This is a genomic window from Streptomyces sp. Tu6071 (assembly GCF_000213055.1).
In the GTDB taxonomy this organism is placed as follows: domain Bacteria; phylum Actinomycetota; class Actinomycetes; order Streptomycetales; family Streptomycetaceae; genus Streptomyces; species Streptomyces evansiae.
This window is the reverse complement of sequence record NZ_CM001165.1, coordinates 6,952,569-6,978,617: the sequence shown is the minus strand read 5'-3', so window position 1 is coordinate 6,978,617 and position 26,049 is coordinate 6,952,569. Positions and strand designations below refer to the sequence as shown.

Genomic DNA, 26,049 nt, shown 5'->3' with positions numbered 1-26,049 from the left:
GGGGACCTCGTACCGCTCAGGCCCCGAAGCTCTCCGCGAGCGGCCCGACGGCCGCCTTCCACTCGTGCACGGTGACGTTCTCGACGAGACCCTGGAGCCGGAAGGGGTCCTGCTCGGTGTGGGCGAGGGCCTCCTCGGCGGATGCCGCGCGGAAGATGAGCAGTCCGCCCTCGCCCGCCGGGTTGCTGAGCGGGCCCGAGACGAGGATGAGCCCGCGGTCGGCGAGCTCGCTCAGGAAGGCGCGGTGGGCGGGGCGGTGCGTGTCGCGGGGGCCCTCGCTGCCCGCGGGGTAGGCGTAGACGACGGCGAAGAGTGCCATCGGGGCACGTCCTTTCGGAGTTCGGGTGCGCCGGGCGGCGGCTCGCGGCGGTGGTGCGGCGCCATGATTCCAGCACCTCGGACACGCCGGACGCGCGGGGCGGGAACGGGGACGGGAGCGCCCGGCCGGGCCACGCGGCACTGACGGGGCGGCACGCGGGGCCGCGCGGCGGCGGGAGCGCCGGTCCTCGTCGCGCTCCCGCCGCCCCTCGCCCGGCCCCCGGCGCCGGGGGCCGGGGGCGCCTCGCGGGCGGGCCCGCACCCGTATCACCCGAACGGGGGGCCGCTCAGGCCCGGCGCAGGGCCACGAAGCGGCGGCCACCGGCCTCCCACTCCCCCGCCTTCGCCCACGCGCCCGTCTCCTCCGCGTGGCGCAGGAGCGCGGTGCTGCCGAGGCGGGCCCAGGGGAAGGGGGTCCCGTGGACACCGCGACCGTCGCCGACGCGGACGCTGAGGCGCTCGTCCAGGGCGTGCGCGGCGGTCTCCACGAGGAGGGTGCCGCCGGGGCGGACGAGTTCGGCGGTGCGGCGCAGGAGCCGGGGCGGATCGCCTCCGATGCCGATGTTGCCGTCCACGAGCAGCGCGGTGTGCCAGCTTCCGGTGCCGGGCAGCGGCGCGAAGACGGAGCGGCACAACGCGCCGCCGCCCGCGCGCACGGCGCGGGCGACGGCGTGCGGATTCGCGTCGATGCCGAGAGCGGTGAGGCGGCGTTCGGCGAGCGCGACCAGGAAGCGCCCGGGGCCGCAGCCGATGTCGAGGACGCTGCCCCGGCAGCGTTCGATGACGGTGCGGTCGGCGGCGTCGGGCGCGGCGCACCAGCGCTCGATGTCGAGCGGGTGCCGGGTGCCGTCCTCGCGGTGCAGGTAGAGCGGGCCGCGCCCGGAGCGCAGCGCCGCGCTCCAGGGGTCGCAGCGGCTCCAGGCGTGTTCCTCGTGCGCGTCGAGCGCCTCCGCCGCGGCGGACTCGGAGACGGCGGGCTCGGAGACGGCGGGCTCGGAGACGGTGGGCTCGGGAACGGTGGGCTCGGGAACGGCCGGATCGGGCGCGACGGGCTCGGGGCGGGTCCGCGGGACGCGGGGCGGGGCGCTCATGGGTGGCTCCCCGTGGTCGTACAGGACGTCAGGAGCCCCTGGGGCAGGGCGCCGACGGCGGCGGCGAAGCGGGAGTGCGGAGCGAGGGTCGCGACGCTCAGGGCGTCGGGGGCGGTGTCGACGTCGGTGAGCGTGGGGAGGGTGCCGGTGCGCAGTCCGGCGGCGTGCAGGCGCGCGCGCTGGAGGGCACCGGTGTCGGGGCGGGACATGGGGACGCCGCGCAGCAGAGCGGCGCGCGGGACGGGCAGCGCCGACGGGGCGGCGAGCCCGAGCGCCCAGAAGCCGCCGTCGCTCGCGGGACCGAGCCACGCCTCGTGGTGCGCGAAGGCGTGCGGGGCGAGGACGGGGGTCAGCGCGGCGGCGTCGATCTGCGGGGTGTCCATGCCGAGCAGGAGCACGGGCCCCTCGCACGCGCCGAAGACCGCGGCGAGGCGCACGTCGAGCGTGCCGGGCACCTGCGGGATCACGTCGAAGCCCGGCGGGAGCCACGGTCCCGGCCGCCCGTCGAGGGCGAGGACGCGGCGGCACGCGGGGAGCGCGGCGAGGGTCGCGAGGGTGTCGTGGAGCGCGGCGCGCGCGAGTCCTGCGGCCTGGGCCGGCGTGCAGGGCGGGCACAGCCGGGTCTTGACGCGCCCGGGGAGCGGTTCCTTCGCGATGACGGCGAGCGTGAGGTCCGGCGGGACGGGGCGGGCGGCGGGTACCTGGGCGTTCTTCACCGGGCCTCCGTTCCGGCCGCGGCGAGCACGCGGCGCATGTCGTGCACGGCCTGCCAGGTGCCGCGCCACGTCCCCGTGACCTTCGACGTGCCGGTACGGGGCAGGTACGGGACGTCGCGCTCCTCGACGCGCCAGCCGGCCTCGGCCGCGCGCACGACCATCTGGAGCGGGTAGCCGCTGCGCCGGTCGGTCAGGCCGAGTTCGCGCAGGGCGGTGCGGCGGGCCAGGCGCAGGGGCCCGAGGTCGTGGAGCGGGAGCCCGGTGCGGCGGCGCAGGCTGTGGGCGAGCGCGGCGTTGCCGAGCCTGGCGTGCGGCGGCCAGCTTCCGCGCGCGGGCCTGCGGCGGCCCAGGACGAGGTCGGCGGCACCGGAGGAGACGCGTGCGGCGAAGGCGGGCAGGAGACCGGGGTCGAGCGAGGCGTCGCAGTCGCAGAAGGCGACGAACTCGGCGGTCGCCGCTTCGAGCCCGGCGTGGCACGCCGCGCCGAAGCCGCGCCGCGACTCGGTGACGACGTGCGCGCCGTGCGCCGCGGCGATCTCGGCGGAGCCGTCGTCGGAGCCGTTGTCGACGACGACGGCGCGCCAGCCCTCGGGGACGCGGCCGAGCACCCAGGGCAGCGCTGCGGCCTCGTTGAGGCAGGGCAGGACGAGGTCCACGGGGGCGGGCGGGGTGGGGTGGGGGGTGGCGAGCGGCGTGGGGGTGGGGTGGTTCATGGGCACACCGTACGAAGACGAATGCCGCGAATCGGGCAGCGCGGCCCTACGAAACGCGGGACGGAGGAAGGCGGGGCGGCGCCGGGGTCCGCCCCACCCGCCTTGCGCGGCGCGTCAGCCCCCGGCCGTCGCGCTCGTCGGCTCGCGCATCGGCTCCCTGGCGAACTCCGCGATGCCCTCGTCGAAGGGCACCTCGGCGCGCCAGCCCAGCTCCTGCGTGAGGCGTGCGGAGTCGGCGGTGATGTGCCGTACGTCGCCGAGGCGGTACTCGCCCGTGACGCGCGGCGCGGGTCCGCCGCACGCGGTGGCGAGGGTGCGGGCCATGGCGAGCAGGGTGCGCGGGGTGCCGCTGCCCGTGTTGTAGGCCGTGAGGGTGCCCGGGGGCATGGCGGACCCGGTGAGCGCTTCGAGCGCGCGGACGTTGGCCGCCGCGATGTCCCGTACGTGCACGAAGTCCCGTCGCTGCGCCCCGTCCTCGAAGACGCGGGGTGCCTCGCCGCGCGCGAGCGCGGAGCGGAAGAAGGAGGCGACGCCCGCGTAGGGGGTGTCGCGGGGCATCCCGGGGCCGTAGACGTTGTGGTAGCGCAGGGCGAGGGCGCTGCCGCCCGTGGCGCGGGCCCAGGCGGCGGTGAGGTGCTCCTGCGCGAGCTTCGTCGCGGCGTAGACGTTGCGGGGGTCGGCGGGCGCGTCCTCGGGGACGAGTCCGGGGGCGAGGGCCGCGCCGCACGTGGGGCAGCGGGGCTCGAAGAGACCGGCGCGCAGGTCGGCCTCGGCGCGCGGTCCGGGGCGTACGAGTCCGTGCGCCGCGCAGGTGTAGCGACCCTCACCGTAGACGACCATCGAACCGGCGAGCACGAGCGCGCGGATACCGGCGCGGGCCGCAGCGGCGAGGAGGACGGCGGTGCCGAGGTCGTTGCAGCCCACGTAGTCGGCGGCGTCGGCGACGCCGTTGCCGAGGCCGACCATGGCGGCCTGGTGGCTGATCGCGTCGATGCCGCGCAGGGCCTCGTCGACGGCGTCGGGGTCGCGCACGTCGGCGTGGACGAGCCCGGCGGCGCGGGGTGGCGGGACGGTACGGCCGTGGGGGTGGACGGCGGGGAGCAGGGCGTCGAGGACGAGGGCCTCGTGGCCCCGGTCCGCGAGGGCGGCCACGAGGTGACGACCGATGAAACCGGCACCGCCGGTGACGAGTACGCGCATGAGCGGGGACCCTAGGGGCCGCCCGGCGGGGGCGGGACAGGACGCGCCGGGCGGTGGCGGCGAGGTACTCGGGTGCGGGAGTCCCCGGCACGCGCGTCCGTGCCGGGTCTCCCTCGCCGCCACCGCCCGGCGGGCCGGTCCGTCAGTCCGTCAGGGCCGCGGCGACGTCCCGCAGGAAGCGGGCGGTGGCGCGCGGGGCGGGGGCCAGTTCCGGGTTCCAGGGCAGGACCGGGTGGCCGCTCGTCAGACGGGTCCAGCCGGGGACTCCGGCGAGGTCCACCGGGGGGACGGCGTTGCCGCGCGCGTCGGCGAGGACGAGGTCGGCGCCGAGTCCGGCCGCGTACTCCCAGTCGGTGGTGAGCCAGTTGAGGCCGGGCCCGGGGCCGGGGTCCACGAGGTCGACGCCCAGCTCGGCGAGGTGGCGCAGTTCCGGCCAGGTGCCGGGGCGTGCGAGGTGCACCTGTTCGGTGCCCGCCGCCGAGAGGACGAGGACGCGCGGGGCGCCGGGGCCGGCCGCGGCGGTGCGTACCGCCGTCCGGGCCTCCGCGAGGACGTCCCCCGCCGCCGGGTCCGCCGGGACGCCGAGCGCCTCGGCCAGAGCGGCGAAGCGGGCGACGAGGCTCGTGAGCGGGGTGCCGCCCGCGACCGACAGCGCGACGACGGGCACCCCCAGTCCGGCCGCGACGCCCTCGTCCACGGCGTAGGCGAAGTGGTCGTCGTAGGTGACGTCGACGACGAGGTCCGGCGCGGCGGCGCCGAGCGCCTCCTCGTCGAGCGTCTTGCCCGCGCCGAGATAGGGCACGTCGGCCGGGAGGTCGCCCGCCTTGACCGGGTCGGCCTGTTCGCCGTCGTGGCCCGAGCCGAAGATCCCGGCCGGGGTGAGCCCGTACTCGTGGAGCGCGGCTCCGGCACGTATGTAGGCGACGACGCGTTCGGGCCGCCGCGCCGCGCGGATCACGCTCCCGCGGTCGTCGGTGAACTCCCAAGTGGTCGATGACATCCGCTCCACCCCCTCGACGGCCCGCCCGGGGCCCTGGGACCGTCCGTCGGTCCCCGGGTCCCAGCCTGGCCCCCGAAGGTGTGCCGGACAAGGGCGCACCGGCCCCGGGAAAGAAAACCGGGGCCGGACGATTGTCCGGAACTCGCCGCTTGCCAGGAGCAGTTGACACGCTGTCAGCGGCACGCGCTCACCGCAGGTCGAAGACGAGTCGCGCCGTGACCTTTCCCGAGAGCACCTCGTCGATCGCGAGGTTGATGTCCTCCAGGCGGCGGGTCTCGCGGATGACGCGGGTGCGGCCGAGCCGGTGGAGGCGGAAGACCTCGGCGAGGTCCTGCCGGGTGCCGACGATCGAGCCGACGACGGTCTTGCCGCTCAGCACGGTCTCGAAGACGGGCAGTTCGAGGCTTCCCTCGGCGGGGAGCGCGACGAGGACGAGGGTGCCGCCGCGCCGCAGGGCGCTGTAGGCGGCGCGGAAGGAGTCGTTGTCGACGGCGGTGGAGATCGCGACGTCGGCGCCGCCGAGCCGCGCGACCTCCTCGGCGACGTCCTGGTCGCGGGCGTCGATGACGTGGTCGGCGCCGAGTTCGCGGGCGAGGGCGAGCTTTTCGTCGGTGATGTCGACGGCGATGGTCTCGCCGCCGAAGATCCGCGCGTACTGGAGCGCGAGGTGCCCGAGGCCGCCGATCCCGGAGACGAGGACGCGCTGTCCGGGCCGGGTCCCGCCGACCTTGACGGCTTTGTACGTGGTGACGCCGGCGCACGTCAGGGGCGCGGCGTCGAGCGGGTCGATGCCCTCGGGAACCGCCACCACGTAGTCGGCGTCGGCGAGCGCGTACTCGCTGTGCGTGCCGTCGACCGAGTAGCCGGTGTTCTGCTGCTGGAGGCACAGCGTCTCCCAGCCCGAGACGCAGTGGTCGCAGTGGCCGCACGCGGTGCCGAGCCAGGGCACGGCGACGCGGGCGCCGACCGCGAGGTGTCCCGCCTCGGGGCCGGTGGCCTCCACGATGCCGATGCCCTCGTGCCCCGGCACGAAGGGCGGCGAGGGCTTGACGGGCCAGTCGCCGCGCGCGGCGTGGATATCGGTGTGGCAGAGCCCGGAGGTCTCCATGCGCACGAGTGCCTGGCGCCCGGTGGGTGCGGGGATCTCGCGGTCCTCGACGGCGAGGGGCTCGGTGAAGCCGGGGACGACGGCTGCCTTCATGCGGACCTCCGTGGGCTGCGGCGGGAGCGGGTCACCGCCGGGGTACGGGCCGGGCGCGGCGCCCTCGCGGACGGTGCCCGCGAGGGCGTGCGGCAGGTGCGGCAGGTGCGGGGTGTGCGGCACGTGCCGCACGGCGAGCCGGGCGAGCGCCAGGGCACGCAGGACCCCGGCGAGCGCGCGAGCACCGCGCGGGACGAGGCGCCGGGCCGCGCGGCGCTCGCCGGGGCCCGCGCGCGGCACTGCCCGGCCCGTGCTCAGCGGGCGCCGCCGCCTTCGCCGCCGTACCGCTTCTGGAACTTGGCGACCTGTCCCTCGCTGTCGACGACCCGCGCCTTGCCGGTGTAGAAGGGGTGGCTCTCGGAGGAGATCTCGACATCGACGACGGGGTACGTCTCGCCGTCGTCCCACTGGACCGTCTCGCCGCTGGTCGCGGTGGAGCGGGTGAGGAAGGCGTACCCCGCGGCCCGGTCGCGGAAGACGACGGGGTGGTAGTCGGGCTGCTTGTCCTTCTGCATCGCTGCGGCTCCAATCGGGAAAGGCCGTCGGGGTTCCGGGGAGGGCCGCCCGGGATGCGGGCGGCCCTCCGGCTGAGGCCGTTCAGGGAAGGTCGTTGACGTCCTCGTCGACGGGGAGGTCGTTCTCGTCGTCCTCGACGACGTGCACGGCGGCCTCCTCGGCGGAGGCCGCGGCGCCGTCGATGCCGACGTCCGAGGCGACCATGTCCTTCTCGGTGTCGGGCCCGAGGCCCTCGTCCGGGGCGACGAGCCGCCCCGAGCGGTCCTCGCCCACCTCGTCGTCGCGCAGCTCGCCGTCCGTGTCGAGCGCGTCGCCGAGGCCGTCGCCCTGCGGGTCACCGATGTCGGGCAGTTCCTCGGCCAGGCGCTGGTCGAGCGTCTCACCCTCCTCGCTCTCGGCGAGCGTGGTGCCGTCCCGGTCGGCGGCGAGGGGACGCTCCACAGGCGAGTAGCCCTCGTCGAGCGGGTCCTTCACGTCGGGGTCGAGGAGGGTGTCGTCGTAGTCGAGCTGGGCGAAGTCGTCGTCGTCCCGCTCCTCGGAGCCGTCCGGCTGGTAGACGTCGTCGCCGCGGCCCGTGTCATCGCTGTCCACGAGTGGTTCCTCCCGGTCATCGGTGCACGCCGAGCGGCGCCTCCCGGCCAGCGTGGGGCGCCGCGTGGACGCGGGCCACCGCGCATGGGCCGAACGGGTGAGGCCGCGCAGCGCTCGTACGGGAGCCCCGGTACCCCGCTCACGGCCGCGCACGCACTCCGGACGCGTTGTGCGTGCGCGAGCGCGGGGGGTCACGCTCCGGGGGACTGCTTGCCGTGCCCCTTCTTGGTCCCGGGGTCGGGATCTCGCGGGCGCGGACCTGGCCTGTGGGCGCGCCGACCGGTTGGGACGGCTCTCCGGAAGTGACGTGGTGCCGATTCCGTCGACCCCGATTAGTCAACAGTTTTGACAAATTCACGGCAAAGACGGGCCGCAGGGGGCGGGCCGCGCGCACCGGCCGCAGTGGCCCCGTACGCCGCTGATCAGCCCGCTCGGCGCCGGGAGCGCTCGCGGCAGGAAAAACGGACGGCGCGCGGCGTTCGGGGCCGGAAAGGGCGCGGGAACACGGGGCGATGCTCTAGCGTTCACCTGTGTGGGAGGCGAGGCGCGAATCCCCCCTCGCTGCCCCTCCCACCGCGGCCCCTGCCGGTCCCCCCGTCCGGCAGGGGCCGCCCTTTGCCCACACCCCATGCGGGGACACGCGGGCCGGGTCCCCGCGTTCCAGGTGCGCGCCCCGTGCGTCAGGCCCCGAAGTCCCGCACCTTGAGTTTCGCCTTGCGGCCGTCCGGGTGGTGCCACACGACGCCCTCGTACGGACGCGCCGTGACCCACGCGCGCAGAGCGCCGAAGTCGCGGGGCGCCGCCGCGAATTCCGCCGCGACGTCCGGGGCCATCCAGCCGTGCCGCAGCAGCGTGTGGCGCGCGACGCCCTCGGGGTTCCCGTTGATCCTGGGCCCGACCAGCTCGTACGTGCCGGGGGCGAGGTCCGTACCCGTCCCGTCAAGCGCCTCCGCGTGGAAGCGCAGGAACGTCGATCCGGCCATGGGCTCCCAGCCCATCGCCTTGCCCGTGCGGGAGTCGGTGCTGATCGCCAGGTAGCCGGGAGGCGCGACCCGCCCGGGGCGCACCTCCCTGCGGGCCCACCACTCCCCCGCCTCGTCGCGCAGGACGCACGTGCCGTCGTACTTGCGGGTCGCCGCGCCCTCGCCCGCCACGACCCACGCGCACTCCGGCGCGACCTCGGGCAGCAACCGTTTGCGGTTCTCCGGGTCGCGGACGAAGAGGGTCGGGATCTTGTGCACGAGGGGCTCCGGCAGGGACGAGCGGGGCACGACCGCGCCCCGGCACGGGCCGTCCGTGCCGGGGCGATGGTGCCAGCCGGGCCGCACGCCCCGCCACGGGTTTCCGCCAGTGGGCCGCGACGGGTTCCGTCACCGAGCCGCGAGCGTGCGCGCGATGACGAGCCGCTGAATCTTGCTCGCGCCTTCGAAGATCGTATAAATCGTTGACGGGCAATGCCTGAAAGTAGCTGCGGCCACATGATCCGGGCGCCCCTGACGTCTGTCGAACGCCGCCCCAAGATCAAGTCCCGCCGTGGCGATCCGGCCTGCACCGCCAGGCAGGCGAACGCCTCCGAGCCCGCCCCCTCCGCTGCAACCGCACCCAGGAGGGGCTCGCCGAGGACGTCGGCATGAGCCGCGACACCTTCCAGGGCATCGCAGCCGGACGCTCCGACGCGGGGATCAGCCACCTCGCCTACGCTCTCGACCGCAAGGTGAGCACCTGCTGCCATGAGCCCCGGCCGGTCCTGCCTCCGGCCGGGGCTGCGGCGTCCCGCCCTCGACGGGGGGCGTGGGGCGGGAGTCAAGGGGCGTCGCGGCGGCGCCGCACGGCTTCCCGTGCCGCTGCCCACCGCGCCGCTTCGTGCGGGCACTCGGCGTGGATCGTGGCGGACGGTCGCGGCGCCGAGACGGAGTCGCGGAAGACCTGCTGCGTCTTCTCACCGGGCCGGAGGACCTGGCCGCAGCGCTCGCACGTGCGGGTCTTCACGATCGGCCTCCAGGGGGCGCGAGGTTGAGGGTCGGCCGCCAGGCGCGGTACAGGGCCGCCGCCTCGGGGCAGCCGTCACCGTCGGCCCGGCATCGCGAGCACGCGGCGGAATGGGCTTCAAGGGCGCGGAACGCGACCTTCTCCTCCTGCGTGGTCATCGCTTCTCCACGTAGGGGGTGAGCTGATACGACTCGCGGCAGCGAGGGCAGGCGTAGAGGCGGCCCGCGCTGCCGGGCCCGGACGCCTGCTCGACGACCTGGATGAGCACGGGGTCGTCGGCGAGGCCACGGTGCCACGCGCACCAGCCGATCGAGCGCGCGGGGACGCCGGGCGTGGTCACCGATCCCCCTCTCCGCAGCGGGAGGAGCACGCCCTCGGGAACGAGGCGGTGCCGGTGTCTTCGCGTCGGCGGTGGCCGAGATCGACGTCGTCGATCCCGGGTCGGAGTGGGGCGCGGCACCACCCGCAGGCGACCCCACGGAGCTGCCGCCCGCTGAGCGTCCCAACATCGGGGAGCGCTGTCACGTCCACGTTGTTGGTCACCGGGGCAACCTCCTCGTGGAGGCGGCGCGAGCCGGTATGGCGACGGCGTCAGCAAGTCGGATTCGTGCGTCGCGCTCTGCCGTCGTCGTCATCGTCATTGTCCTGTCCCAGATAACTGTGGGCAGGGCGAGGGTCTGACCCGCGGTGCCTACGGTTGGGTGGGACAGGTCGGCGGTCGATGTCCCGCTCAACCGTAGGCAGTCGCCTCTAGGGTGCTCATCGCGGAAGCCCACTGGCCGACGCGGAGGTGCCGGGTCTCGCCGAGGCCCGGCGCAAGAGGCCGGGGAACCTTCCCCGCCTGCAGGTCCTCTTCCCTGCCTCCCCGGGGACGTCGCCGAGCTCACCAGTCTGCTCACGCGCCCGGCGACGCCCGACGTTTGCGGCGGTCAGGCCGTGTTGGAGCGGGTCGAGGTGATCACGACGGATGTGTAGGGCATGGTGGCGTGGCCGCCGAGCTTGTCGATCGCGGTTCCGGCGCTGTCCAGGACCTCCTCCATTTTGTCTGCGGGGAGTTGGGTGAGGCCGCCGAAGGTGGGGAGCTGGTCGAGCCACTCCGCTCGGGAGTAGGTGCGCTCCCAGGCGAAGCGCCACTGTTCCGGCTCGCTGAAGCTGCCGGTCTGCCGGATCCCGTCGGCGATTTTCGCGAACAGTGGCTGGTATGCGTCCACGGCCGATCCTCTCAGCAGGCCGGGGTTGAACGGGGAATCGGGGGCGACCCGTTGGAGGGCTTGGGCGAGGGCGTCGATCACCTCGGCCGGGAGCTGGGGGACGTGATGGAACGGAGCCAGCCGGCCGCCGGGCCGGAGCACCTGGGCCGCCTTGGCCGCGCCGGCGACAGGGTCCACCCAGTGCCAGGCGGTGCCGGCGATGACCGCGTCGAACTGCCGCCCGGCCGGCTGCCAGTCCTCGAACCTGGCGACCTCGACCTCAACGCGGCTGCGTCGTGTGAAGGCGGCCATCCGCTCGTCGGGTTCGACACCGAGCACCGTGCAGCCGACCGCCTGGAATTGCCGAGCCTCGATGCCGGTCCCGGCCCCGACGTCGAGGACGTGCCGACCGGGGCTTGCCGCGACGATCCTGTCCACCAGGGCCTGGGGATACGGAGGTCGGGCGCGGTCGTAGCGTTCGGCGTCGACGCCGAACGACTCGGCTGTCTGCCGGTGGCGGTGGGGCTCGGGGCCGGACTTGTCCGGCTGTCCCTGCGATAAAGTGGGCATGCGCCCACACTAATGGGCGGTTGCCCACTTGTTAAGGCGGGCGGCGCGGAAAGGGAGACAATGCCGTCAGGGGTGCACATCCACAACGTGCGCGGCCAGTTGTTCGAAGCCGCCGAGCGCGTCCTGCTCCGGGACGGGCCCGACGCGTTGACCAGCCGGGCGGTCACGGAGGAGGCGAACTGCGCCAAGGGCGTGCTGCACCGGCACTTCGCCGACTTCGACGCTTTCCTGGCGGAGCTGGTCCTCGACCGCGTCCGCGGCGTCGAGGACCGAACCACGACTCTGCTTGCCGCCGCCGGCACCGGGAGCGTGGTGGACAACCTCGCCGACGCCCTGCAGGATCTGTTCGGGCCGGTCACGGTGGCAGTCGTCGCGCTCGTCACCTTCCGCGACGGCCTCCGCGCCCGGCTGCGTGAGGCCGGTCTGACCGGTATCCCGCTGGCCATGCAAGGCACCGCCATGATCGCCGCATACCTCGCCGCCGAGCGGGAGTCGGGGCGCCTGGCCGGTGACGCCGACATCGACACACTCGCGCCCACCCTCGTCGGGGCCGGGCACCTGCTGTTCGCCGACCGGACAAGCGCCCCACCGCAAACCACCACCGTCCGCAAGATGGTGACCACCGTCATCGCCGGCGCCTTGCGACCACCCCAATCGTGACCTGAGCGCCCAGGTCGCAAATGCCCGGCTGCTGGAGCCGGGTGCGGGCAAGCCGGATCACCAGACGCGCGGGGACAAGACGCGCGGGTCCTCACCGATTCAGTTGGGCATCCCATCTGCGTCAGCCTGCGCTGATTGCCGGATTCGCGAGGCCCTCGACCTGTCTGGCAGTGGCCTCGATGGTTGTGCTGAGCCATGTGCGGCCGGTGCCTCGCAGGGGCGCCCGCAGAGGGAAGCGGCGGTGGAATTCGGCGATGGCCCGAGTGACGGCGAGGAGGTCGTCACTGAGGATCGATCGCCTCCAGTGACCTGATGCGAACAGGCTGACCGGTGTGATGTGTTCGGGGTATCCAGCGGCTTCCAGCCATGGGGCCTTTTTGTCCCGTTCGACGGTGGGTGCCTTGACCACGACCAGGTCGTGGAGGAGTTCGGCGCGGTGGGTGAGCTGGTAGTGGCGGTGGGCCAGACCGCTCCAGAGCTTGCTGGTGGCGACGTAGTAGGCGTCGATGTGAGTCGGGCAGTATCGCTGCCGGAGTCGTCAGTAGTGGCGTTGAGCGCGAATGACGTCGGGGGTTCGGGACAGGTCAAGTTGCTGTTCGGGGGCGAGGACATTCTTGCCGTTCCAGGCGTGTCATTACGGTTCCCTCGGCCGGGACTTGGCCGCCCTCCTCCCCCTCGCGCAAGCTGCCGCTGACGCCTCGTCGCCAGGCGCCGGGGAAGCACACGTCCTGCTGTCGCGCACGCTACAGCTCACGGCGTCGTTCCTGCACAAGTACGGCTCCGCGACCGCGACCCAGGCCGCAGTCGTCGCGGACCGCGCGCTGGCCGCAGCCGAGCGATCCGGGGACCCAGTGGCGATCGGCGCAGCGGCACGTCGAGTCGCGAAGTCACTCACCCGTCAGGCCCACCCGGACGCCGCGCGCGCCTTCGCGGTCTGCACTGCCCACCGGCTCGCCCCCGACCTGGAACGGCGGGGCCCCGTGGGGCTGTCGACTCTCGGCATGCTGTACCTGAACGCGGCGCTCGCGGCCTCAGGTGGCGGGCGCAGCCCTACGTCCGTGTGCCAGGCGGCCGAGCATGTAGCCGAGGCCGGGGAGGCGGCGGCGCGACTGGGCTCCGACATGAACGCGGACTACACCAGCTTCGGCCCGACGAACGTGGGCCTGCACGAGGTGGATGTCACGGTCCGCTTCGAGGACGGGTGGGACGCGCTCCGGGCGGCCGAGACCTTGAGCGCCGAGGCGGTCGACGGGCTCAGCCGGGAACGACGGGCCCGGCACCTCGTCACGATGGCGCGCGCCCAGCTCCCGACCCGGCGAAAGGCGGATGCCGCCGTATCGCTCGTGAAGGCGGCGCATCTGGCGCCCGAGGAGATCGTCGGCCGCGCCGCGTCCGTGGCACTCGTGGGTGATGTCCTGGGCGCGACCGCGCGCCCGGACCAGGGCTTGCGTGATCTTGCGCGTCGGGGTGGACTCCCGGCATGACGAGTCCAGTTCTCTATCTCCTTGCGAGCGCGGCCGGCCCGACCCAGTACCTGGACGACGGCGTGCGGGCCGCGCAGGCGGACGGCTGGGACGTCCATGCCGTTCTCACGCCGACGGCCGCGCGGTGGTGGGAGCCGCGCATGGGCGAGCTGGAGGAGGTGACCGGGCATCCGGCGGTGTGGGAGTACCGGGTGCCTGGCCAGGACGTGCGGGGCGCGTCGTCGTTGCCGAAGGCGGACGCGATGCTGTTCGCGCCGCTCACGACGACGTCCACGTGCAAGTGGGCGGCGGGGATCACGGATACGGCCGCGCTCGGGATCGTGGCCGAGGCCGTGCACATGGCCGTGCCCGTGGTGGCGATGCCCTTCTGGAACGCCTCGCTCTACGCTCAGCCGGCCGTGCGCGTGGCCGAGGAGAACTTGCGGGGGCAGGGCGTGCAGCTCGTCTTCGGGCCCGGGGAGCCGCATCCGCCGAAGACGGGCTCGGCGCGGGACTTCCCGTGGGATCTCGCGGTGAGCGCCGTGCGTGAGGCGGTCCGTCAGACGGTGCCCCCTCGGGCGTAGCTTGCGCATCAATCCCCCGATGGCCTGCTCACTCTCCAGCGCGCGGCCGATGAGGAGCACGCCGCCCTCGCCGCCCGCGTGCAAGTCGATCTCCCCGTCATCGCCCAGCAGCCCACGTGCCACCCTCTTGACGCCGGAGCGGGGCTCTCCCGAAATCCTGGGAGAGCCCCGCTCCGACATCGGCACTGCGCACGTTCCGCGGGAACCACGGCTCAGCGGATCGGTACTCCCGCGAGCGTGCGCGCGATGACGAGCCGCTGGATCTCGCTCGTGCCTTCGAAGATCGTGTAGATCGCGCTGTCCCTGTGCATCCGCTCCACCGGGTACTCGCGCGTGTAGCCGTTCCCGCCGAAGATCTGGATCGCCTGCGCGGTGACCTGCTTGGCCGTCTCGCTCGCGAAGAGCTTCGACATCGAGCCCTCGGCCGAGGTGAAGGGCTTGCCCGTGGTGGCCATCCAGGAGGCGCGCCACACGAGGAGGCGCGCGGCGTCGATACGGGTGCGCATGTCGGCGAGCTGGAAGGCGATGCCCTGGTTGTCGATGACGGGGCGGCCGAACTGGGTGCGGGTCTTCGCGTACTCCAGGGCCTCCTCGTACGCGGCGCGGGCGGTGCCGACCGCCATCGCGCCGACCGCCGGGCGGGACGCCTCGAAGGTCGCCATCGCCGCGTTCTTGATCCGCTCGCCGCCCTGGGCCTTCGCCCGCTCGCGGGCCCGCGCGAGGCGCTGGTCGAGCTTCTCCTTGCCGCCGAGCAGGCAGTGTCCGGGCACCCGCACGTCCTCGAGGACGACCTCGGCGGTGTGCGAGGCGCGGATGCCGTGCTTCTTGAACTTCTGGCCCTGGGAGAGGCCCTTCGTTCCGGGCGGGACGATGAAGGAGGCGTGGCCCTTGGAGCCGAGCCCGGGGTCCACGACCGCGACCACGACGTGGACGTTGGCTATCCCGCCGTTGGTCGCCCAGGTCTTGGTGCCGTTCAGCACCCACTCGTCCTTCGCCTCGTCGTAGACCGCGCGCGTGCGCATCCCCGCGACGTCCGAGCCCGCGTCGGGCTCCGAGGAGCAGAAGGCCGCGACCTTGACGTCGTCGGGGGTCCCGTACATCTGCGGCACCCACGTGCCGATCTGCTCCTCGGTGCCGTTGGCGAGCACGCCGACCGCGGCGAGGCCCGTGCCGACGATCGACAGGCCGATGCCCGCGTCGCCCCAGAACAGCTCCTCCATCGTCATCGGGATGCCGAGCCCGGTCGGGTCGAAGAACTGCTGGGCGTAGAAGTCCAGCGAGTAGATGCCGAGTTTGGCCGCCTCCTGGATCACCGGCCAGGGCGTCTCCTCGCGCTCGTCCCACTCGGCCGCGGCGGGCCGGATGACGTCGGCGGCGAAGCCGTGCAGCCAGTCGCGGATCTCCCGCTGTTCCTCGTTGAGATCCATCGTGAACTCGGCCATGACCGGCCCCTCCCGCGTGGCGAATGCTGTTACCTCAAGTAACCCGAGTCTGTTACCGGCTGGTAGAGCATGTCAACCGCCTCCCTCGCCCCCGACGGGCTCCGCGCGCGGGTGTTACGTTGCGCGATGCGCGGGGCCGTCACGCCTGGTCCGGCGCGCGAAGACGGCACGGAGACGGCACGGGCGGGGAGATTCGTTGTGGAGAGCACGGACACGAAGGGCCGTGCCGCGCGGCAGCGTACGGCACAGCAGCGGACGGCGGCGCTGCGTCGGCGCGAACTCCTGGAGGCCGCCGACCGCGTGGTACTGCGCGAGGGACCCGGCGCCTCGATGAACGCGATCGCCGCCGAGGCCGGGATCACCAAGCCGATCCTCTACCGGCACTTCGGCGACAAGGGCGGCCTGTACCGGGCGCTCGCGACCCGGCACACCGACGCCCTGCTCGCCGCGCTGCGCCAGGCGCTCGACGCACCGGCCTCGACGCGCAGGGAGCGCGTGCGCCGCACGCTCGACACCTACCTCGCCGCGATCGAGGCCCGGCCGCAGGTCTACCGCTTCCTCATGCACCCCGCAGAGGACGCCCCCACGCCCGAGGGCGCGGGCTTCGACGTGGGCCGCCACTCCGCGCCGCTCCTGCGCCGCCTCGGCGAGGAACTGGCGGAGGTCATCGCCGAACGCGTCGACCCGGGCCCCGGCGGCACCCGCAGGGCCCGCGTCTGGGGCCACGGCATCGTCGGAATGATGCACGCGGCGGGCGACTGGTGGCTCGCCGAACGCCCCTGCGGTCGCAAGGAGCTGGTGGAGGATCTGACGGAACTGCTCTGGGGGATGCTCGGCGAGGTCCCGGACCGGGGCGAGGACGGCCCGCGCTTCTGAGACCGGCCCCCACGGCGGCAGCGCCCCCTTCCCCGCACGTCCTCCGGATCGCGGGGCGACGCGCTCGCGCGGGCGGTGATCGCACGGGCGACACGCCGTCATCCCGTGCGATCCGGGGGCCCTCACAGGCCGGCGGCCCTCCCCCAGCCCGTGCGGCCCGCCTCCCGCAGGACCTTGCGGTGGCGGCGCGCGTCGAGCCGGTCCACGTAGAGGCCGCCCTCCAGGTGGTCGTACTCGTGCTGGAGGCAGCGGGCGAAGAAGCCCGTGCCCTCGACGCGGCGGCGCGCCCCGTCCGCCGTACGGCCCTCGACGACCGCGCGGTCGAAGCGCGGGGTGCCCGCTTCGAGGCCCGGCAGGGACAGGCAGCCCTCGGGGCCGCGCACCACAGGGCCGTCGACCTCGACGAGGCGGGGGTTGACGAGGTGTCCGAGGTGGCGGCGGTCCTCGTCGTCGGGGCAGTCGTACACGAAGACCCGTACGTCCTCGCCGATCTGCGGGGCCGCCAGCCCGACCCCCCGGGCGGCGTACATCGTCGCGAAGAGGTCCTCCACGAGCTTTTCCAGCCACGGACCGAAGTCCCCGGTCTCGCGCGCGGGAGTGGTGAGCACGGGGGCGCCGTAGAGGCTGAGGGGCCGGACCTGTCCGGAACTGCCCGGGATGGGACGTCGTCGCATGACCGGACAGCCTACGGTCCCGTGCCTTTCCCCAGGCAAGGCACGGTGTGCGGTTCTGGCCGCGCGGGGGATCTCGGTAGGCTGCACCCGACGAATGCCTCCCCGCCAGTGTGCGGCGCGCGGGAGGAGCACCGCACCACAGCGTGGGCCGGAGTGGCCCGGGGACGGTCGCGGGCGCCGGACGCGGCGGAAGTGAAGGAGGAGCGAGGACGATGACAGCCAACTCGGAGCCGCTGTCGGCACGGGCCAAACTGGCCGTGACGGCGGGCAAGGCCGCCGCGGCGGTGTCCCGAGCGGCGGGGCGCGGAAGCGGGTCGGTGATCGGCGGCAAGGTGGCTCTCCGGCTTGAGCCGGACCTGCTCGCCCGGCTCGCGACGCACCTCGACGTCGTACTGGTCTCCGCGACCAACGGCAAGACCACCACGACCCGGCTCATCGCCGAGGCCCTGCGCGCCGCGGGCCCCGTGGTCTCCAACGCGCTCGGCGCCAACATGCCCGCGGGGATCACCTCCGCGCTCGCCGGGGGCTCCGACGCGCGCTACGGCGTGATCGAGGTCGACGAGAAGTACCTCGCGGGTGTCGCGCGGGACGTCGAACCCAAGGCGATCGCGCTGCTCAACCTCTCGCGCGACCAGCTCGACCGGGCCGCCGAGACCCGCATGCTCGCCGAGCGCTGGCGCGAGGGTCTCGCGGGCAGCAAGGCCGTCGTCGTCGCCAACGCGGACGACCCGCTGGTCGTGTGGGCGGCCTCGTCCTCGCCGCACGTCATCTGGGTGGCGGCCGGGCAGGAGTGGAAGGACGACGCCTGGTCGTGCCCCTCCTGCGGCGGTGTCATGCAGCGTCCGGGCGACGACTGGTTCTGCGGCGAGTGCGGTTTCCGCCGCCCCGCCGCGAGCTGGGCGCTGTCCGGCGAGCACGTCCTCGATCCGCACGGCTCGGCCTGGCCGATCCACCTCCAGCTCCCGGGGCGCGCGAACCGCGCCAACGCCGCGACCTCCGCCGCCGTCGCCGCCGTCTTCGGGGTGCCGCCGCAGGTCGCCCTGGAGCGCATGTGGCAGGTCCAGGCAGTCGCCGGACGCTACGACACGGTGCAGTTCCAGGGCCGTGACCTGCGCCTGCTGCTCGCGAAGAACCCGGCCGGCTGGCTGGAGACCTTCTCGCTCATCGACCCGCCCCCCACCCCCGTGCTCCTGTCGGTCAACGCGCGCGGCGCGGACGGCACCGACACCTCCTGGCTCTGGGACGTGGACTACACGCGGCTCGCCGGGCATCCCATCTTCGTCATCGGGGACCGCAAGCTCGACCTCGCGGTCCGTCTCGAAGTGGCCAATCTCGACTTCCGGGTCTGCGAGAGCGTGGACGAGGCGGTGCGCATGGCCCCGCCGGGGCGTATCGAGGCGATCGCCAACTACACGGCGTTCCAGGACTTGCGCCGACGCGTGGGGAATTGACCGGACCAGTGAGAAGGGACAGGGATATGAGCGACAACAGTCTTCGTCTGGTCTGGATCTACCCGGACCTGCTGAGCACGTACGGCGACCAGGGCAACGCCCTCGTCGTCGAGCGGCGGGCGCGCCAGCGCGGCCTCGGCGTCACGCGCGTGGACGTGCGCAGCGACCAGCCGGTGCCGACCTCGGGCGACATCTACCTCATCGGCGGCGGCGAGGACAGGCCGCAGCGGCTCGCGGCCGAGCGGCTGCGCCGCGACGGCGGCCTGCAGCGCGCGGTGGGCAACGGGGCGATCGTCTTCTCGGTGTGCGCCGGGTACCAGATCCTCGGACACGAGTTCGTCAACGACCTCGGGCAGCGGGAGCCGGGCCTCGGGCTGCTCGACGTCGTCTCGGTACGGGGCGAGGGCGAGCGGTGCGTGGGCGACGTGCTCGCCGACATCGATCCCCGGCTCGGCCTGCCGCCGCTGACCGGCTTCGAGAACCACCAGGGCGTGACCCACCTCGGCCCGACCGCGCGCCCCTTCGCGCGGACCCGGCTCGGCAAGGGCAACGGGACCGGGGACGGGACCGAGGGCGCGTTCAACGACACGGTGTTCGGGACCTACATGCACGGGCCCGTGATGGCGCGGAACCCGCAGATCGCCGACCTGCTGCTGAAGCTGGCGCTGGACGTCAACGCGCTGCCGCCGGTCAACGACCAGTGGTACGAAGCCCTCAGGGACGAGCGGATCGCTGCCGCGACCCGGCCCGAATAGTCCGACGTGCGTGCGGGGTTTCGGGGCTCCGCCCCGGACCCCGCTCCTCAATCGCCGGAGGGGCTTGGGGTGGTGCGCCCGGAGGGCTGGAAAGCGGCCCACCGGGGTCTGTCCACCACACGGACCGGAATAGGCGGCGTGCTGGACCGGGATTAGGGTGCTGCCACCGACCGGACGTCGTGGTCCGGTGTCATTACCAGGTTGCGAAGGTGTTTCAGGCCCATGCGCATTGGCGTGCTGACGTCCGGTGGGGACTGCCCGGGGCTCAACGCGGTCATCCGCTCCGTCGTTCACCGGGCGGGCGCCCTCGGTGACGAGGTGATCGGTTTCCACGACGGCTGGCGCGGGCTCCTGGAGTGCGACTGGCGGCCCCTCGACCACGACGCGGTCGCCGGCATCCTGGCGCAGGGCGGGACGGTGCTCGGTTCCTCCCGGGTGCAGCCCGCGCACCTGCGCGACGGCGTGGAGCGGGCGCGGGCGCACCTCGCGGACCTCGGTCTCGACGCGGTCGTGCCGATCGGCGGCGAGGGCACCCTCAAGGCCGCGAAGCTGCTCTCGGACGCCGGGCTGCCCCTCGTCGGCGTGCCCAAGACGATCGACAACGACATCGCGGCGACCGACGTCACCTTCGGCTTCGACACGGCGGTGGGGGTCGCGACCGACGCGCTCGACCGGCTCAAGACGACCGCCGAGTCGCACCAGCGGGTCCTCATCGTCGAGGTGATGGGCCGGCACACCGGCTGGATAGCGCTGCACTCCGGGATGGCGGCGGGCGCGCACGCGGTGCTCGTGCCCGAGCGGCCCTTCGACGTCGCCGAGGTCGCCGAGCGGGTCGGCGCGCGCTTCGACGCGGGCAAGCGCTTCGCGATCGTCGTCGTCGCCGAGGGCGCGAAGCCGCTGCCGGGCACGATGAAGTACGAGGACGGCGAGCGCGACATCTACGGGCACGAGCGCTTCTCGGGCGTCGCCCGCCAGCTCTCCCTGGAGCTGGAGGACCGGCTCGGCAAGGAGGCCCGCCCGGTGATCCTCGGGCACGTGCAGCGCGGCGGGACCCCGACCGCGTACGACAGGGTCCTCGCCACGCGCTTCGGGCGCGAGGCGGTCGAGGCCGTGCACCGCGGCGAGTTCGGGCGGATGACGGCGCTGCGCGGCACGGAGATCGTCATGGTGCCGCTCGCCGACGCCGTCGCGACGCTCAAGACGGTGCCCGCGGCGCGGTACGAGGAGTGCGAGACCGTGGTCTGAGCCGTACCGGGGAGCCGTCGGCCGGGGCGGGCGACCCGCGCGCGGGAGCGTGGGTCGCCCGTCCTAGTCTGGTGCGGACAACCGGTACGAAATCAGGAGTCTGCGGATGGATCACAGCGGGCACGGCATGATGTCCGATCTGCCGCCGTTCACGCTGGGGCGGGGACTCGAACCCTCCCCCGACGTGTTCTTCCTCGTCGCCTGCCTGCTGGGGCTCGGGCTCTACGGCTGGGGCGTGGCGCGGCTGCGGCGGCGCGGCGACTCCTGGTCCTGGGGACGGACGATCCCGTTCGTGCTCGGGGTGCTGACGATCATGCTCGTGATGTGCACGAAGCTGAACGACTACGGCATGGTCATGTTCAGCGTGCACATGGTGCAGCACATGGTCATCAGCATGCTCTCGCCGATCCTGATCCTGCTGGGTGCCCCCATGACGCTCGCGCTGCGCGCGCTGCCCGTCGCGGGGCGGGGCCGCAAGGGGCCGCGCGAGTGGCTGCTGTGGCTCCTGCACAGCCGGTACATGCGGGTCGTCACGCACCCGCTCTTCACCATCCCGCTCTTCATCGCGAGCCTCTACGCGCTGTACTTCACGCCGCTCTTCGACTTCCTCATGGAGTCGACCGCCGGGCACATCGCGATGATGGTGCACTTCCTCGCGGTCGGCGTCGTCTTCTTCTGGCCGATCATGGGCGTGGACCCGGGCCCGCACCGGCCGGGCTACCTCATGCGGATGCTGGAGCTGTTCGCGGGCATGCCCTTCCACGCCTTCTTCGGGATCGCGCTCATGATGGCGTCCACGACGATGGTCGGCACCTTCGAGAACCCGCCCGCCTCGCTCGGCGTCGACGCCCTCTCCGACCAGACCGCGGCGGGCGGCATCGCCTGGGCGTTCAGCGAGGTCCCCTCGGTCGTCGTCCTCCTCGTCCTCCTCATGCAGTGGTACCGCTCCGAACAACGCCAGGCCCGCCGCACCGACCGGGCGGCGGACCGCGACGGCGACGCGGAGCTGAACGCGTACAACGACTACCTGGCGTCGTTGCAGGGCCGGAGCTGACCGAGGCCCCCGGGGGCGAGCGCGGTCGGCCGGGCCTCCCGGCGCCCGTACCGGCGCTCCCGGGGGCGAAGCCGACCCGCACCAGAGGTGGCGTCCGTGCGGCCGTTCGGGTGAGGATGGTGGGACGGGTCTCGTCCCCGGGGCCCGGTGGCCGGAGAGGCGGACTCGGTATGCCTGGCACCACGAAGACCATGGGCGTGTTCACCATCGGCGGGCTGGTGGTGGTCACCGCCTACACCGTGGCCCTCGGCAGCAACGGCTGGCTGTGGTTCGGCTGGGTCGTCCTCGGTCTCCTCACGCTCGCGATGACGATGACCCAGGACTGACCGAGCCGCGTACGACACCGCACGACAACGAGAGACGAGGGGCGGCTCCCGGACCGGGGGCCGCCCCTCGCTCGCGTACGAGCCCTCGCGGTACGGCGTCCCGGTACGGACGGGGGCGCCGTACCGGTTTCCCCGCTTTCCCCGCTCAGAAGCGGAAGACGTCCCCCGTCTCCTCGCCGAGCACGCACGAGTTCGCGTACGTGCGGTGCCAGGTCGTGGCGCGGCCGAGGTAGCTGCCCGTGACGCCCACCGTGACCGGCTGGTACCGCTTGACGCAGTTGCGGGGCGCGCCGCGGAGCTGGTCGAGGCGACCGCCCGCGGTGGCGAGCGCGGCGCAGGCCGCCGCGGCGTGCGGGTGAGTGCCGCTCGCGGGGCGCGCGGCACAGTCCAGCGTGACGCCCTTGATCCAGGTGGCGTCGTCGGCGGCGACGGTGAGGAAGAGGCCGCGCGCGGGCCCGTGCGCGGTGAGCCGGCCCCCGGCGTCGCCGGGCGCCGGGGTGTCGCGCGGAGTGTCGCGCTCGGCGGACTGGGCGCTGCCGGGGGCGGGGCGTTGCAGCGTGGGGCGGTCGGCCGGGGGCGGGGGCGGGGCTGCCTGGGCGGTCGGCAGCAGGGCCGTACCGGCCAGCAGCGCCACCGCGAGGGTGGTGACGAGACGCATGCGGGACTCCTCGTGCGGGACGGGGGTTTCGCGCCCGCGCGGGCGGGCGCCCGCGCTCACCCCTCCCCGGTCACCGGGCACGGGCGACGGGGCTCCCGGGTCCCGGCACGCGCACGGGTGAGGGCGCGCGGCCGTACGGCGGAGCGTGCGGCGGCGTGCCGGGCGACCCCGGCGCGCTCCGTCCGCCGGGCAACCCGGCGGCCCGAATGCCCCTCTCTGTGGGTGGAAGGTGGCAGAGCGTGCGCGAGGGCGGTGCACGGGCGCTCAGGAGCGGTGAGAGAGGCAAGGCATGGACGACAGCGGGTTCTGGCCGCTGCGCGCGGTCACGGGGGTGCTGCTGCTGGGCGGGGGGCTGCTCGGCACCGCGGCGGCGGTGCGCGCGGCGGTGAGACAGCGGCGGCTGCCCGGGGGCCGGGCGCTCGCGCGGGTCGTGGACACGCTGCTCGTCGGACCCCCGGCGGGCTCCTGGCACGCGGGCCCCGAGCGGCAGGCGCTCCTGGAGTTCCGTACGCCCGAGGGGCGGCTCGTGCGCCTGCGGGACACCTCGGGCGAGCTGCGGCTCACGGGGGATCTCGTGGTGGTACGGCATCCCCCGGGCGAGCCGGAGCGCGCGGTGTGCCCGCCGCCGGGCGAGAGCGCGGACCCGGTGCCGGTCGTGCTCGGTCTGGTCGTGTGCGCGGTGTGCGCGGCGGTGGGCGCGCTGCTCGTGGGCCGGGCGCTGCTCCTGGGGTGAGCGGGTGGGGGCGGGGGCGTACGGTCTGGGGCGCGCGGAGGTGGGGGCGTACGGTCCGGGGCGCGCGGGGGCGGGGTCGCCGGGGCGTACGGGCACGGAGGCGGCCGGAGCCCGGCCCGTACCGTCCGCGCCGCCCTGCCCCGTACCGGCTCGGTCCCCCGCGCGCCCCAGGGACTCACGTCCCCGCGTGCGTCACGCCCCCGTCACCCTGGCCTCTCCCCCGCCGCCCTCCGGGGCCCAGCCGAGGGCGAGGAGGCCGCGGTGGATGGCCTCCCTGCGGGCCTCGTCCACGGCGTCCATCTTGAGGTCGGCGCGGGCGCGCTGGTCGACGGCGAGGGCGAGGTCGTTGTCGAGGTGGCCCGTCTCGCGCCAGGCGCGCAGGCGGGACTCCTCGGCGTTGCGGTAGCCGAGCGTCTCCTCGTACTCGTGCGTGCCCTCGGTGGCGGCGCTCAGCTGTCCCTCCCACTCCGAGAGCCTGCGCGAGAGATGGACGTCCACGGCCTCGCGGGCGAGGTCGGCATCGGAGGCATCGCGTCCCCCCTGTGGCTTTTCGCTCATTCTCGTACCGTATTACGCCCCCACGGAGGCGCAAACGGTCAGCCGTCGATCCCGCTCGATCCGAATCCCTTCGCCGTGTAGGCGCACTCGGTGTACGTGTATCCGCCTCGCACCTTCACGGTGTCGGTGGCGGGGGACCCGCCGAGGCCGCTGCCGCTCCTCGGCTCGTGCAGGAAGTACGTGGTGCCCGCGGGCAGCCGCAGCGTCTTGCTCGGGTACGTCCGGCCGGACGGGCAGGGCTTGAAGGCGGGGTTGAGGGTGTCGGCCCACTCGTAGCGCTTGCAGTTCTCGCAACCGCCGAGCTGGAAGCTACCGGTCACAGGGCCGGTGTAGAGCACTTCGACGGCCTCGGGGCTGTCGTTGCGGACGGTCACCGTGATCGAGCCGCCGGACGAGGTCGTCGGCTTCACCTTGCCCGCGGCCGGGAGTTCGTCGGCGACCTGGGCGGCGATGACGTACTTGCGCGCGAGCGGGGTCCGGCCGTCCTTGCCGTAGCGGGCCGTGAAGTCGCGCATGCGGGACTGCGTGGCCGCGTAGTCCTTGTCGTGATAGGCGTCGAGCGCGCAGTTCCACGTCTTCGTGGGCAGGCCGCCCTTCGCCCGGTCCGCCTGGCGGCCGAGGGCGGTCACCGTCGCGGCGGGCGCGCCGTCCGCCTTGGCGACGGAGGTGGCCTGGTCGGCGAGGGTCTGGAGGGATGAGGCCGCGTCACAGGGCGACTCGCCGCCCTTGTCCTTCAGCGAGAAGCTCACGTGCTTCTCCACCTCGGGGACGATCTTGCCCGCCTCGGGGCTGTCGGGGTACTCCTCCAGGAGGGCCGTGAGGTGGTACTCGGCGGTGGAGGAGTCCTTGGTGCCGAGCCCGCCGATGCCGCAGCCGTAGAGCGAGGTCGCGAGGCGCGGTGCGGGCCAGGCGGCGAGGTCCTCGGGGACGCGGCCTGTGCCCATCGTCCTCGGCACGGTGAGCAGGTGGCGCAGGGGATCGACGGCGTCGCAGTAGTCGCCCTTGCCGAAGGGCGCGCCGACGGTCCGGTAGTACGTCCGCAGCCGGGCCGGGACCTTGTGCGCCGCCGCCGAGCCGGGGTGGTCGCGGCTCAGGTCGCGGTACGCGGTGAGGGCCGAGGAGAACGCCGACTCGTGGCCCGCGTACCCGGAGGTCTCGTAGCGGGCCACGGTGCGGTCGGCCTCGCCGAGCCGGTCGAGCAGTTGTTTCTCCAGGCGGGCGTGCTGGGCGCGTTCGCGGGCCGCGTCGTACTCGAAGCCCGCGAGGACGGGCGCGGCGAGCAGGACGAGGGCGAGGCCGAGCACGGGCACGGTCGGCACGGCGCGCGTCGTGCGCAGTCCGCGCGCGGCGGCGTGGGCCGCGAGGAGGACGAGGATCACGAGCCAGCCGACGACGAGGGCGGGCGGCACGCCGTCGGGGTCGGCGGGCAGGGCCACGAGGGCGAGGGCGCCGGTGCTCACGAGAGCCACGGCGAAGCCGCCCCGGGAACGCAGCAGGGCGTGCCCGATGCCGAGTCCGCTCAGGTCGAGCAGGGCGAGACCGAGAGCGCGCGGAACATCGCGCGGGCCGCGCGGCGCGTCGGGCGGACCGGGGGGCGGGGCGAGCGCGGTGGGCGGACCGGGCGGGTAGAGGGGCGGCGGGGGGAAGGAGGGCGGGGCCCCGGACTGGGCGGGGATGCCGGGCGGGGTGGGGGAGCCCGGGTCGGCGGGGTCGTACGCGGGGCCGAAGCCGCCGTGCGGTGCTCCCGGCGGGGCGGGCGGCGGCGGGGCGGGCGGGACGCCCTGCGAGGGATTCTGCGCAGGGACTTGCGGAGGACCCTGGGACGCGCCCCGCGCCGGACCGGGCGATGTGCCCCGCGCCGGGCCGAACCCCTCGGGCGGCGGGCCGAATCCGCCGCCGCCCGCGCCTCTCGCGTCCTCCGGCTCTCCGGACGCGCCCTGCCGAGGATCAGTCATGTACTCCCCCTGTTGTGCGTATGCGGCACCCGTGTCCCGACCCCCCGGGGCAACGTCGGACGCCTACGCATGGTTTACCACCGCCCAACCGTCCGTGAACATCCGGGTCCGTACCACTTGTACGCCTTCGCGACTTCCCCGTGCGAACAGCCAGGCATGACCGGCCCGTTCCGGGAAACCCGTCCGCTGACGGCGGCCCGCACCCGGCGGGGCCTCCTACGAGAAGGGGTACGCATGAGCGGCTACGGAGCGGGACGGACGCGTGGGACGACAGGCGGCCTGGCGATAGCGTCGCTCGTCCTCGGCATCGTGGGACTCTTCTTCTTCTCCATCCTCCTGGGCCTGCTGGCCCTCGTCTTCGGTTACATCGCGCTGCGCGGCACGGGCCGCCCCGGCATGGCCAAGGCCGGTCTCGTCCTCGGGGCGATCGACCTGGTCCTCGGCATCGTCCTCATGGCGACAAACGGTTTCGGTCTGTACGTGGGAGCCTGACCCCCCGGAGGGCCGCGGGGCTCACGCC

The 26,049-nt window shown here is 74.1% G+C and carries 30 protein-coding genes; 11 read left to right on the top strand and 19 right to left on the bottom strand.

Features of this window, described 5'->3' with window-relative positions:
* Positions 1 to 16 precede the first annotated feature (16 nt).
* The 13 genes from STTU_RS29720 to STTU_RS29660 form a co-directional block, all read right to left on the bottom strand.
* Positions 17 to 319, bottom strand: a complete 303-nt coding sequence (locus tag STTU_RS29720; RefSeq protein ID WP_007829838.1) for a YciI family protein — start codon at positions 317 to 319, stop codon at positions 17 to 19.
* A 286-nt stretch (positions 320 to 605) separates the two neighbouring features.
* A complete protein-coding gene (locus STTU_RS29715) occupies positions 606 to 1,409 on the bottom strand; it encodes a class I SAM-dependent methyltransferase (RefSeq protein WP_078519060.1) in 804 nt (267 codons plus the stop codon).
* Complete coding sequence (locus STTU_RS29710; protein WP_043256719.1) at positions 1,406 to 2,125, bottom strand: TIGR04282 family arsenosugar biosynthesis glycosyltransferase; 720 nt, start codon at positions 2,123 to 2,125, stop codon at positions 1,406 to 1,408. The genes STTU_RS29715 and STTU_RS29710 overlap by 4 nt, the downstream gene beginning before the upstream one ends.
* Positions 2,122 to 2,838 carry a glycosyltransferase family 2 protein gene (locus tag STTU_RS29705; RefSeq protein WP_007829835.1) on the bottom strand — a complete coding sequence of 239 codons (717 nt, stop codon included), beginning with the start codon at positions 2,836 to 2,838 and terminating at the stop codon, positions 2,122 to 2,124. The genes STTU_RS29710 and STTU_RS29705 overlap by 4 nt, the downstream gene beginning before the upstream one ends.
* Before the next feature lie 114 nt (positions 2,839 to 2,952).
* Entirely contained in the window at positions 2,953 to 4,038 is a 1,086-nt protein-coding gene (locus STTU_RS29700; protein ID WP_043256717.1) for an NAD-dependent epimerase/dehydratase family protein, read from the bottom strand.
* Positions 4,039 to 4,180: 142 nt separating this feature from the next.
* Positions 4,181 to 5,038 carry an ABC transporter substrate-binding protein gene (locus tag STTU_RS29695; protein ID WP_043256715.1) on the bottom strand — a complete coding sequence of 286 codons (858 nt, stop codon included), beginning with the start codon at positions 5,036 to 5,038 and terminating at the stop codon, positions 4,181 to 4,183.
* A gap of 187 nt (positions 5,039 to 5,225) precedes the next feature.
* Positions 5,226 to 6,239 (bottom strand): alcohol dehydrogenase AdhP, encoded by a 1,014-nt coding sequence (gene adhP / locus STTU_RS29690; RefSeq protein WP_043257852.1) that lies wholly within the window; start codon positions 6,237 to 6,239, stop codon positions 5,226 to 5,228.
* Positions 6,240 to 6,493: 254 nt separating this feature from the next.
* The gene (locus STTU_RS29685; RefSeq protein WP_007829825.1) at positions 6,494 to 6,754 is read right to left on the bottom strand and encodes a type B 50S ribosomal protein L31; all 261 of its coding nucleotides are present in this window, start codon (positions 6,752 to 6,754) and stop codon (positions 6,494 to 6,496) included.
* Positions 6,755 to 6,836: 82 nt separating this feature from the next.
* On the bottom strand, positions 6,837 to 7,346 hold the full coding sequence (locus STTU_RS29680) for a DUF5709 domain-containing protein (protein ID WP_009063004.1): 510 nt from the start codon (positions 7,344 to 7,346) through the stop codon (positions 6,837 to 6,839).
* Between the two features lie 680 nt (positions 7,347 to 8,026).
* Entirely contained in the window at positions 8,027 to 8,617 is a 591-nt protein-coding gene (locus STTU_RS29675) for a hypothetical protein (protein ID WP_234019337.1), read from the bottom strand.
* Between the two features lie 532 nt (positions 8,618 to 9,149).
* Positions 9,150 to 9,335, bottom strand: coding sequence for a hypothetical protein (locus STTU_RS29670; RefSeq protein ID WP_043256713.1), 186 nt, complete (start codon positions 9,333 to 9,335; stop codon positions 9,150 to 9,152).
* A 154-nt stretch (positions 9,336 to 9,489) separates the two neighbouring features.
* Positions 9,490 to 9,675: a hypothetical protein gene (locus STTU_RS29665; RefSeq protein ID WP_007829817.1), complete on the bottom strand. Its 186-nt coding sequence runs from the start codon at positions 9,673 to 9,675 to the stop codon at positions 9,490 to 9,492.
* A gap of 589 nt (positions 9,676 to 10,264) precedes the next feature.
* On the bottom strand, positions 10,265 to 11,095 hold the full coding sequence (locus STTU_RS29660) for a class I SAM-dependent methyltransferase (protein ID WP_043256711.1): 831 nt from the start codon (positions 11,093 to 11,095) through the stop codon (positions 10,265 to 10,267).
* A gap of 72 nt (positions 11,096 to 11,167) precedes the next feature.
* Between STTU_RS29660 and STTU_RS29655 the strand changes: the two genes are divergently transcribed.
* Positions 11,168 to 11,755: a TetR/AcrR family transcriptional regulator gene (locus tag STTU_RS29655; RefSeq protein WP_007829810.1), complete on the top strand. Its 588-nt coding sequence runs from the start codon at positions 11,168 to 11,170 to the stop codon at positions 11,753 to 11,755.
* Between the two features lie 121 nt (positions 11,756 to 11,876).
* Here the strand turns inward: STTU_RS29655 and STTU_RS34775 are convergent, their stop codons facing one another.
* Complete coding sequence (locus tag STTU_RS34775; protein WP_158678814.1) at positions 11,877 to 12,164, bottom strand: hypothetical protein; 288 nt, start codon at positions 12,162 to 12,164, stop codon at positions 11,877 to 11,879.
* A gap of 247 nt (positions 12,165 to 12,411) precedes the next feature.
* On the opposite strand from STTU_RS34775, the gene STTU_RS29650 reads away from it, so the two are divergent.
* Together STTU_RS29650 and STTU_RS29645 are read left to right on the top strand one after the other, a co-directional pair.
* Positions 12,412 to 13,239, top strand: a complete 828-nt coding sequence (locus STTU_RS29650) for a hypothetical protein (RefSeq protein WP_234019336.1) — start codon at positions 12,412 to 12,414, stop codon at positions 13,237 to 13,239.
* Positions 13,236 to 13,802 (top strand): flavoprotein, encoded by a 567-nt coding sequence (locus STTU_RS29645; protein ID WP_043256708.1) that lies wholly within the window; start codon positions 13,236 to 13,238, stop codon positions 13,800 to 13,802. The genes STTU_RS29650 and STTU_RS29645 overlap by 4 nt, the downstream gene beginning before the upstream one ends.
* A 212-nt stretch (positions 13,803 to 14,014) precedes the next feature.
* Here the strand turns inward: STTU_RS29645 and STTU_RS29640 are convergent, their stop codons facing one another.
* A complete protein-coding gene (locus STTU_RS29640; RefSeq protein ID WP_007829801.1) occupies positions 14,015 to 15,244 on the bottom strand; it encodes an acyl-CoA dehydrogenase family protein in 1,230 nt (409 codons plus the stop codon).
* Between the two features lie 198 nt (positions 15,245 to 15,442).
* Between STTU_RS29640 and STTU_RS29635 the strand changes: the two genes are divergently transcribed.
* Entirely contained in the window at positions 15,443 to 16,120 is a 678-nt protein-coding gene (locus tag STTU_RS29635; RefSeq protein ID WP_007829800.1) for a TetR family transcriptional regulator, read from the top strand.
* A gap of 122 nt (positions 16,121 to 16,242) precedes the next feature.
* Here STTU_RS29635 and def read toward each other — a convergent pair whose 3' ends face one another.
* A complete protein-coding gene (def, locus tag STTU_RS29630) occupies positions 16,243 to 16,794 on the bottom strand; it encodes a peptide deformylase (protein ID WP_009063027.1) in 552 nt (183 codons plus the stop codon).
* A gap of 212 nt (positions 16,795 to 17,006) precedes the next feature.
* On the opposite strand from def, the gene STTU_RS29625 reads away from it, so the two are divergent.
* The 5 genes from STTU_RS29625 to STTU_RS35090 all read left to right on the top strand — a co-directional run bounded on the left by STTU_RS29625 (position 17,007) and on the right by STTU_RS35090 (position 21,625).
* Entirely contained in the window at positions 17,007 to 18,245 is a 1,239-nt protein-coding gene (locus STTU_RS29625) for a MurT ligase domain-containing protein (RefSeq protein ID WP_043256706.1), read from the top strand.
* Between the two features lie 26 nt (positions 18,246 to 18,271).
* Positions 18,272 to 19,000, top strand: coding sequence for a type 1 glutamine amidotransferase (locus tag STTU_RS29620; protein ID WP_007829796.1), 729 nt, complete (start codon positions 18,272 to 18,274; stop codon positions 18,998 to 19,000).
* Positions 19,001 to 19,222: 222 nt separating this feature from the next.
* On the top strand, positions 19,223 to 20,245 hold the full coding sequence (locus STTU_RS29615; RefSeq protein ID WP_009063032.1) for a 6-phosphofructokinase: 1,023 nt from the start codon (positions 19,223 to 19,225) through the stop codon (positions 20,243 to 20,245).
* 106 nt (positions 20,246 to 20,351) lie between these two features.
* A complete protein-coding gene (locus tag STTU_RS29610) occupies positions 20,352 to 21,299 on the top strand; it encodes a cytochrome c oxidase assembly protein (protein WP_043256702.1) in 948 nt (315 codons plus the stop codon).
* 170 nt (positions 21,300 to 21,469) lie between these two features.
* Positions 21,470 to 21,625 carry a hypothetical protein gene (locus STTU_RS35090; protein ID WP_007829792.1) on the top strand — a complete coding sequence of 52 codons (156 nt, stop codon included), beginning with the start codon at positions 21,470 to 21,472 and terminating at the stop codon, positions 21,623 to 21,625.
* Between the two features lie 145 nt (positions 21,626 to 21,770).
* Here STTU_RS35090 and STTU_RS29600 read toward each other — a convergent pair whose 3' ends face one another.
* Entirely contained in the window at positions 21,771 to 22,283 is a 513-nt protein-coding gene (locus STTU_RS29600) for an SSI family serine proteinase inhibitor (RefSeq protein WP_043256699.1), read from the bottom strand.
* A 289-nt stretch (positions 22,284 to 22,572) separates the two neighbouring features.
* On the opposite strand from STTU_RS29600, the gene STTU_RS29595 reads away from it, so the two are divergent.
* Positions 22,573 to 23,016, top strand: a complete 444-nt coding sequence (locus STTU_RS29595) for a hypothetical protein (protein WP_007829789.1) — start codon at positions 22,573 to 22,575, stop codon at positions 23,014 to 23,016.
* Between the two features lie 192 nt (positions 23,017 to 23,208).
* Here STTU_RS29595 and STTU_RS29590 read toward each other — a convergent pair whose 3' ends face one another.
* Positions 23,209 to 23,574: a hypothetical protein gene (locus STTU_RS29590; protein ID WP_007829788.1), complete on the bottom strand. Its 366-nt coding sequence runs from the start codon at positions 23,572 to 23,574 to the stop codon at positions 23,209 to 23,211.
* Between the two features lie 38 nt (positions 23,575 to 23,612).
* Positions 23,613 to 25,529 (bottom strand): hypothetical protein, encoded by a 1,917-nt coding sequence (locus tag STTU_RS29585; RefSeq protein ID WP_007829787.1) that lies wholly within the window; start codon positions 25,527 to 25,529, stop codon positions 23,613 to 23,615.
* 234 nt (positions 25,530 to 25,763) lie between these two features.
* On the opposite strand from STTU_RS29585, the gene STTU_RS29580 reads away from it, so the two are divergent.
* Positions 25,764 to 26,021, top strand: a complete 258-nt coding sequence (locus tag STTU_RS29580; protein ID WP_007829786.1) for a DUF4190 domain-containing protein — start codon at positions 25,764 to 25,766, stop codon at positions 26,019 to 26,021.
* The last annotated feature ends 28 nt before the right edge of the window (positions 26,022 to 26,049 follow it).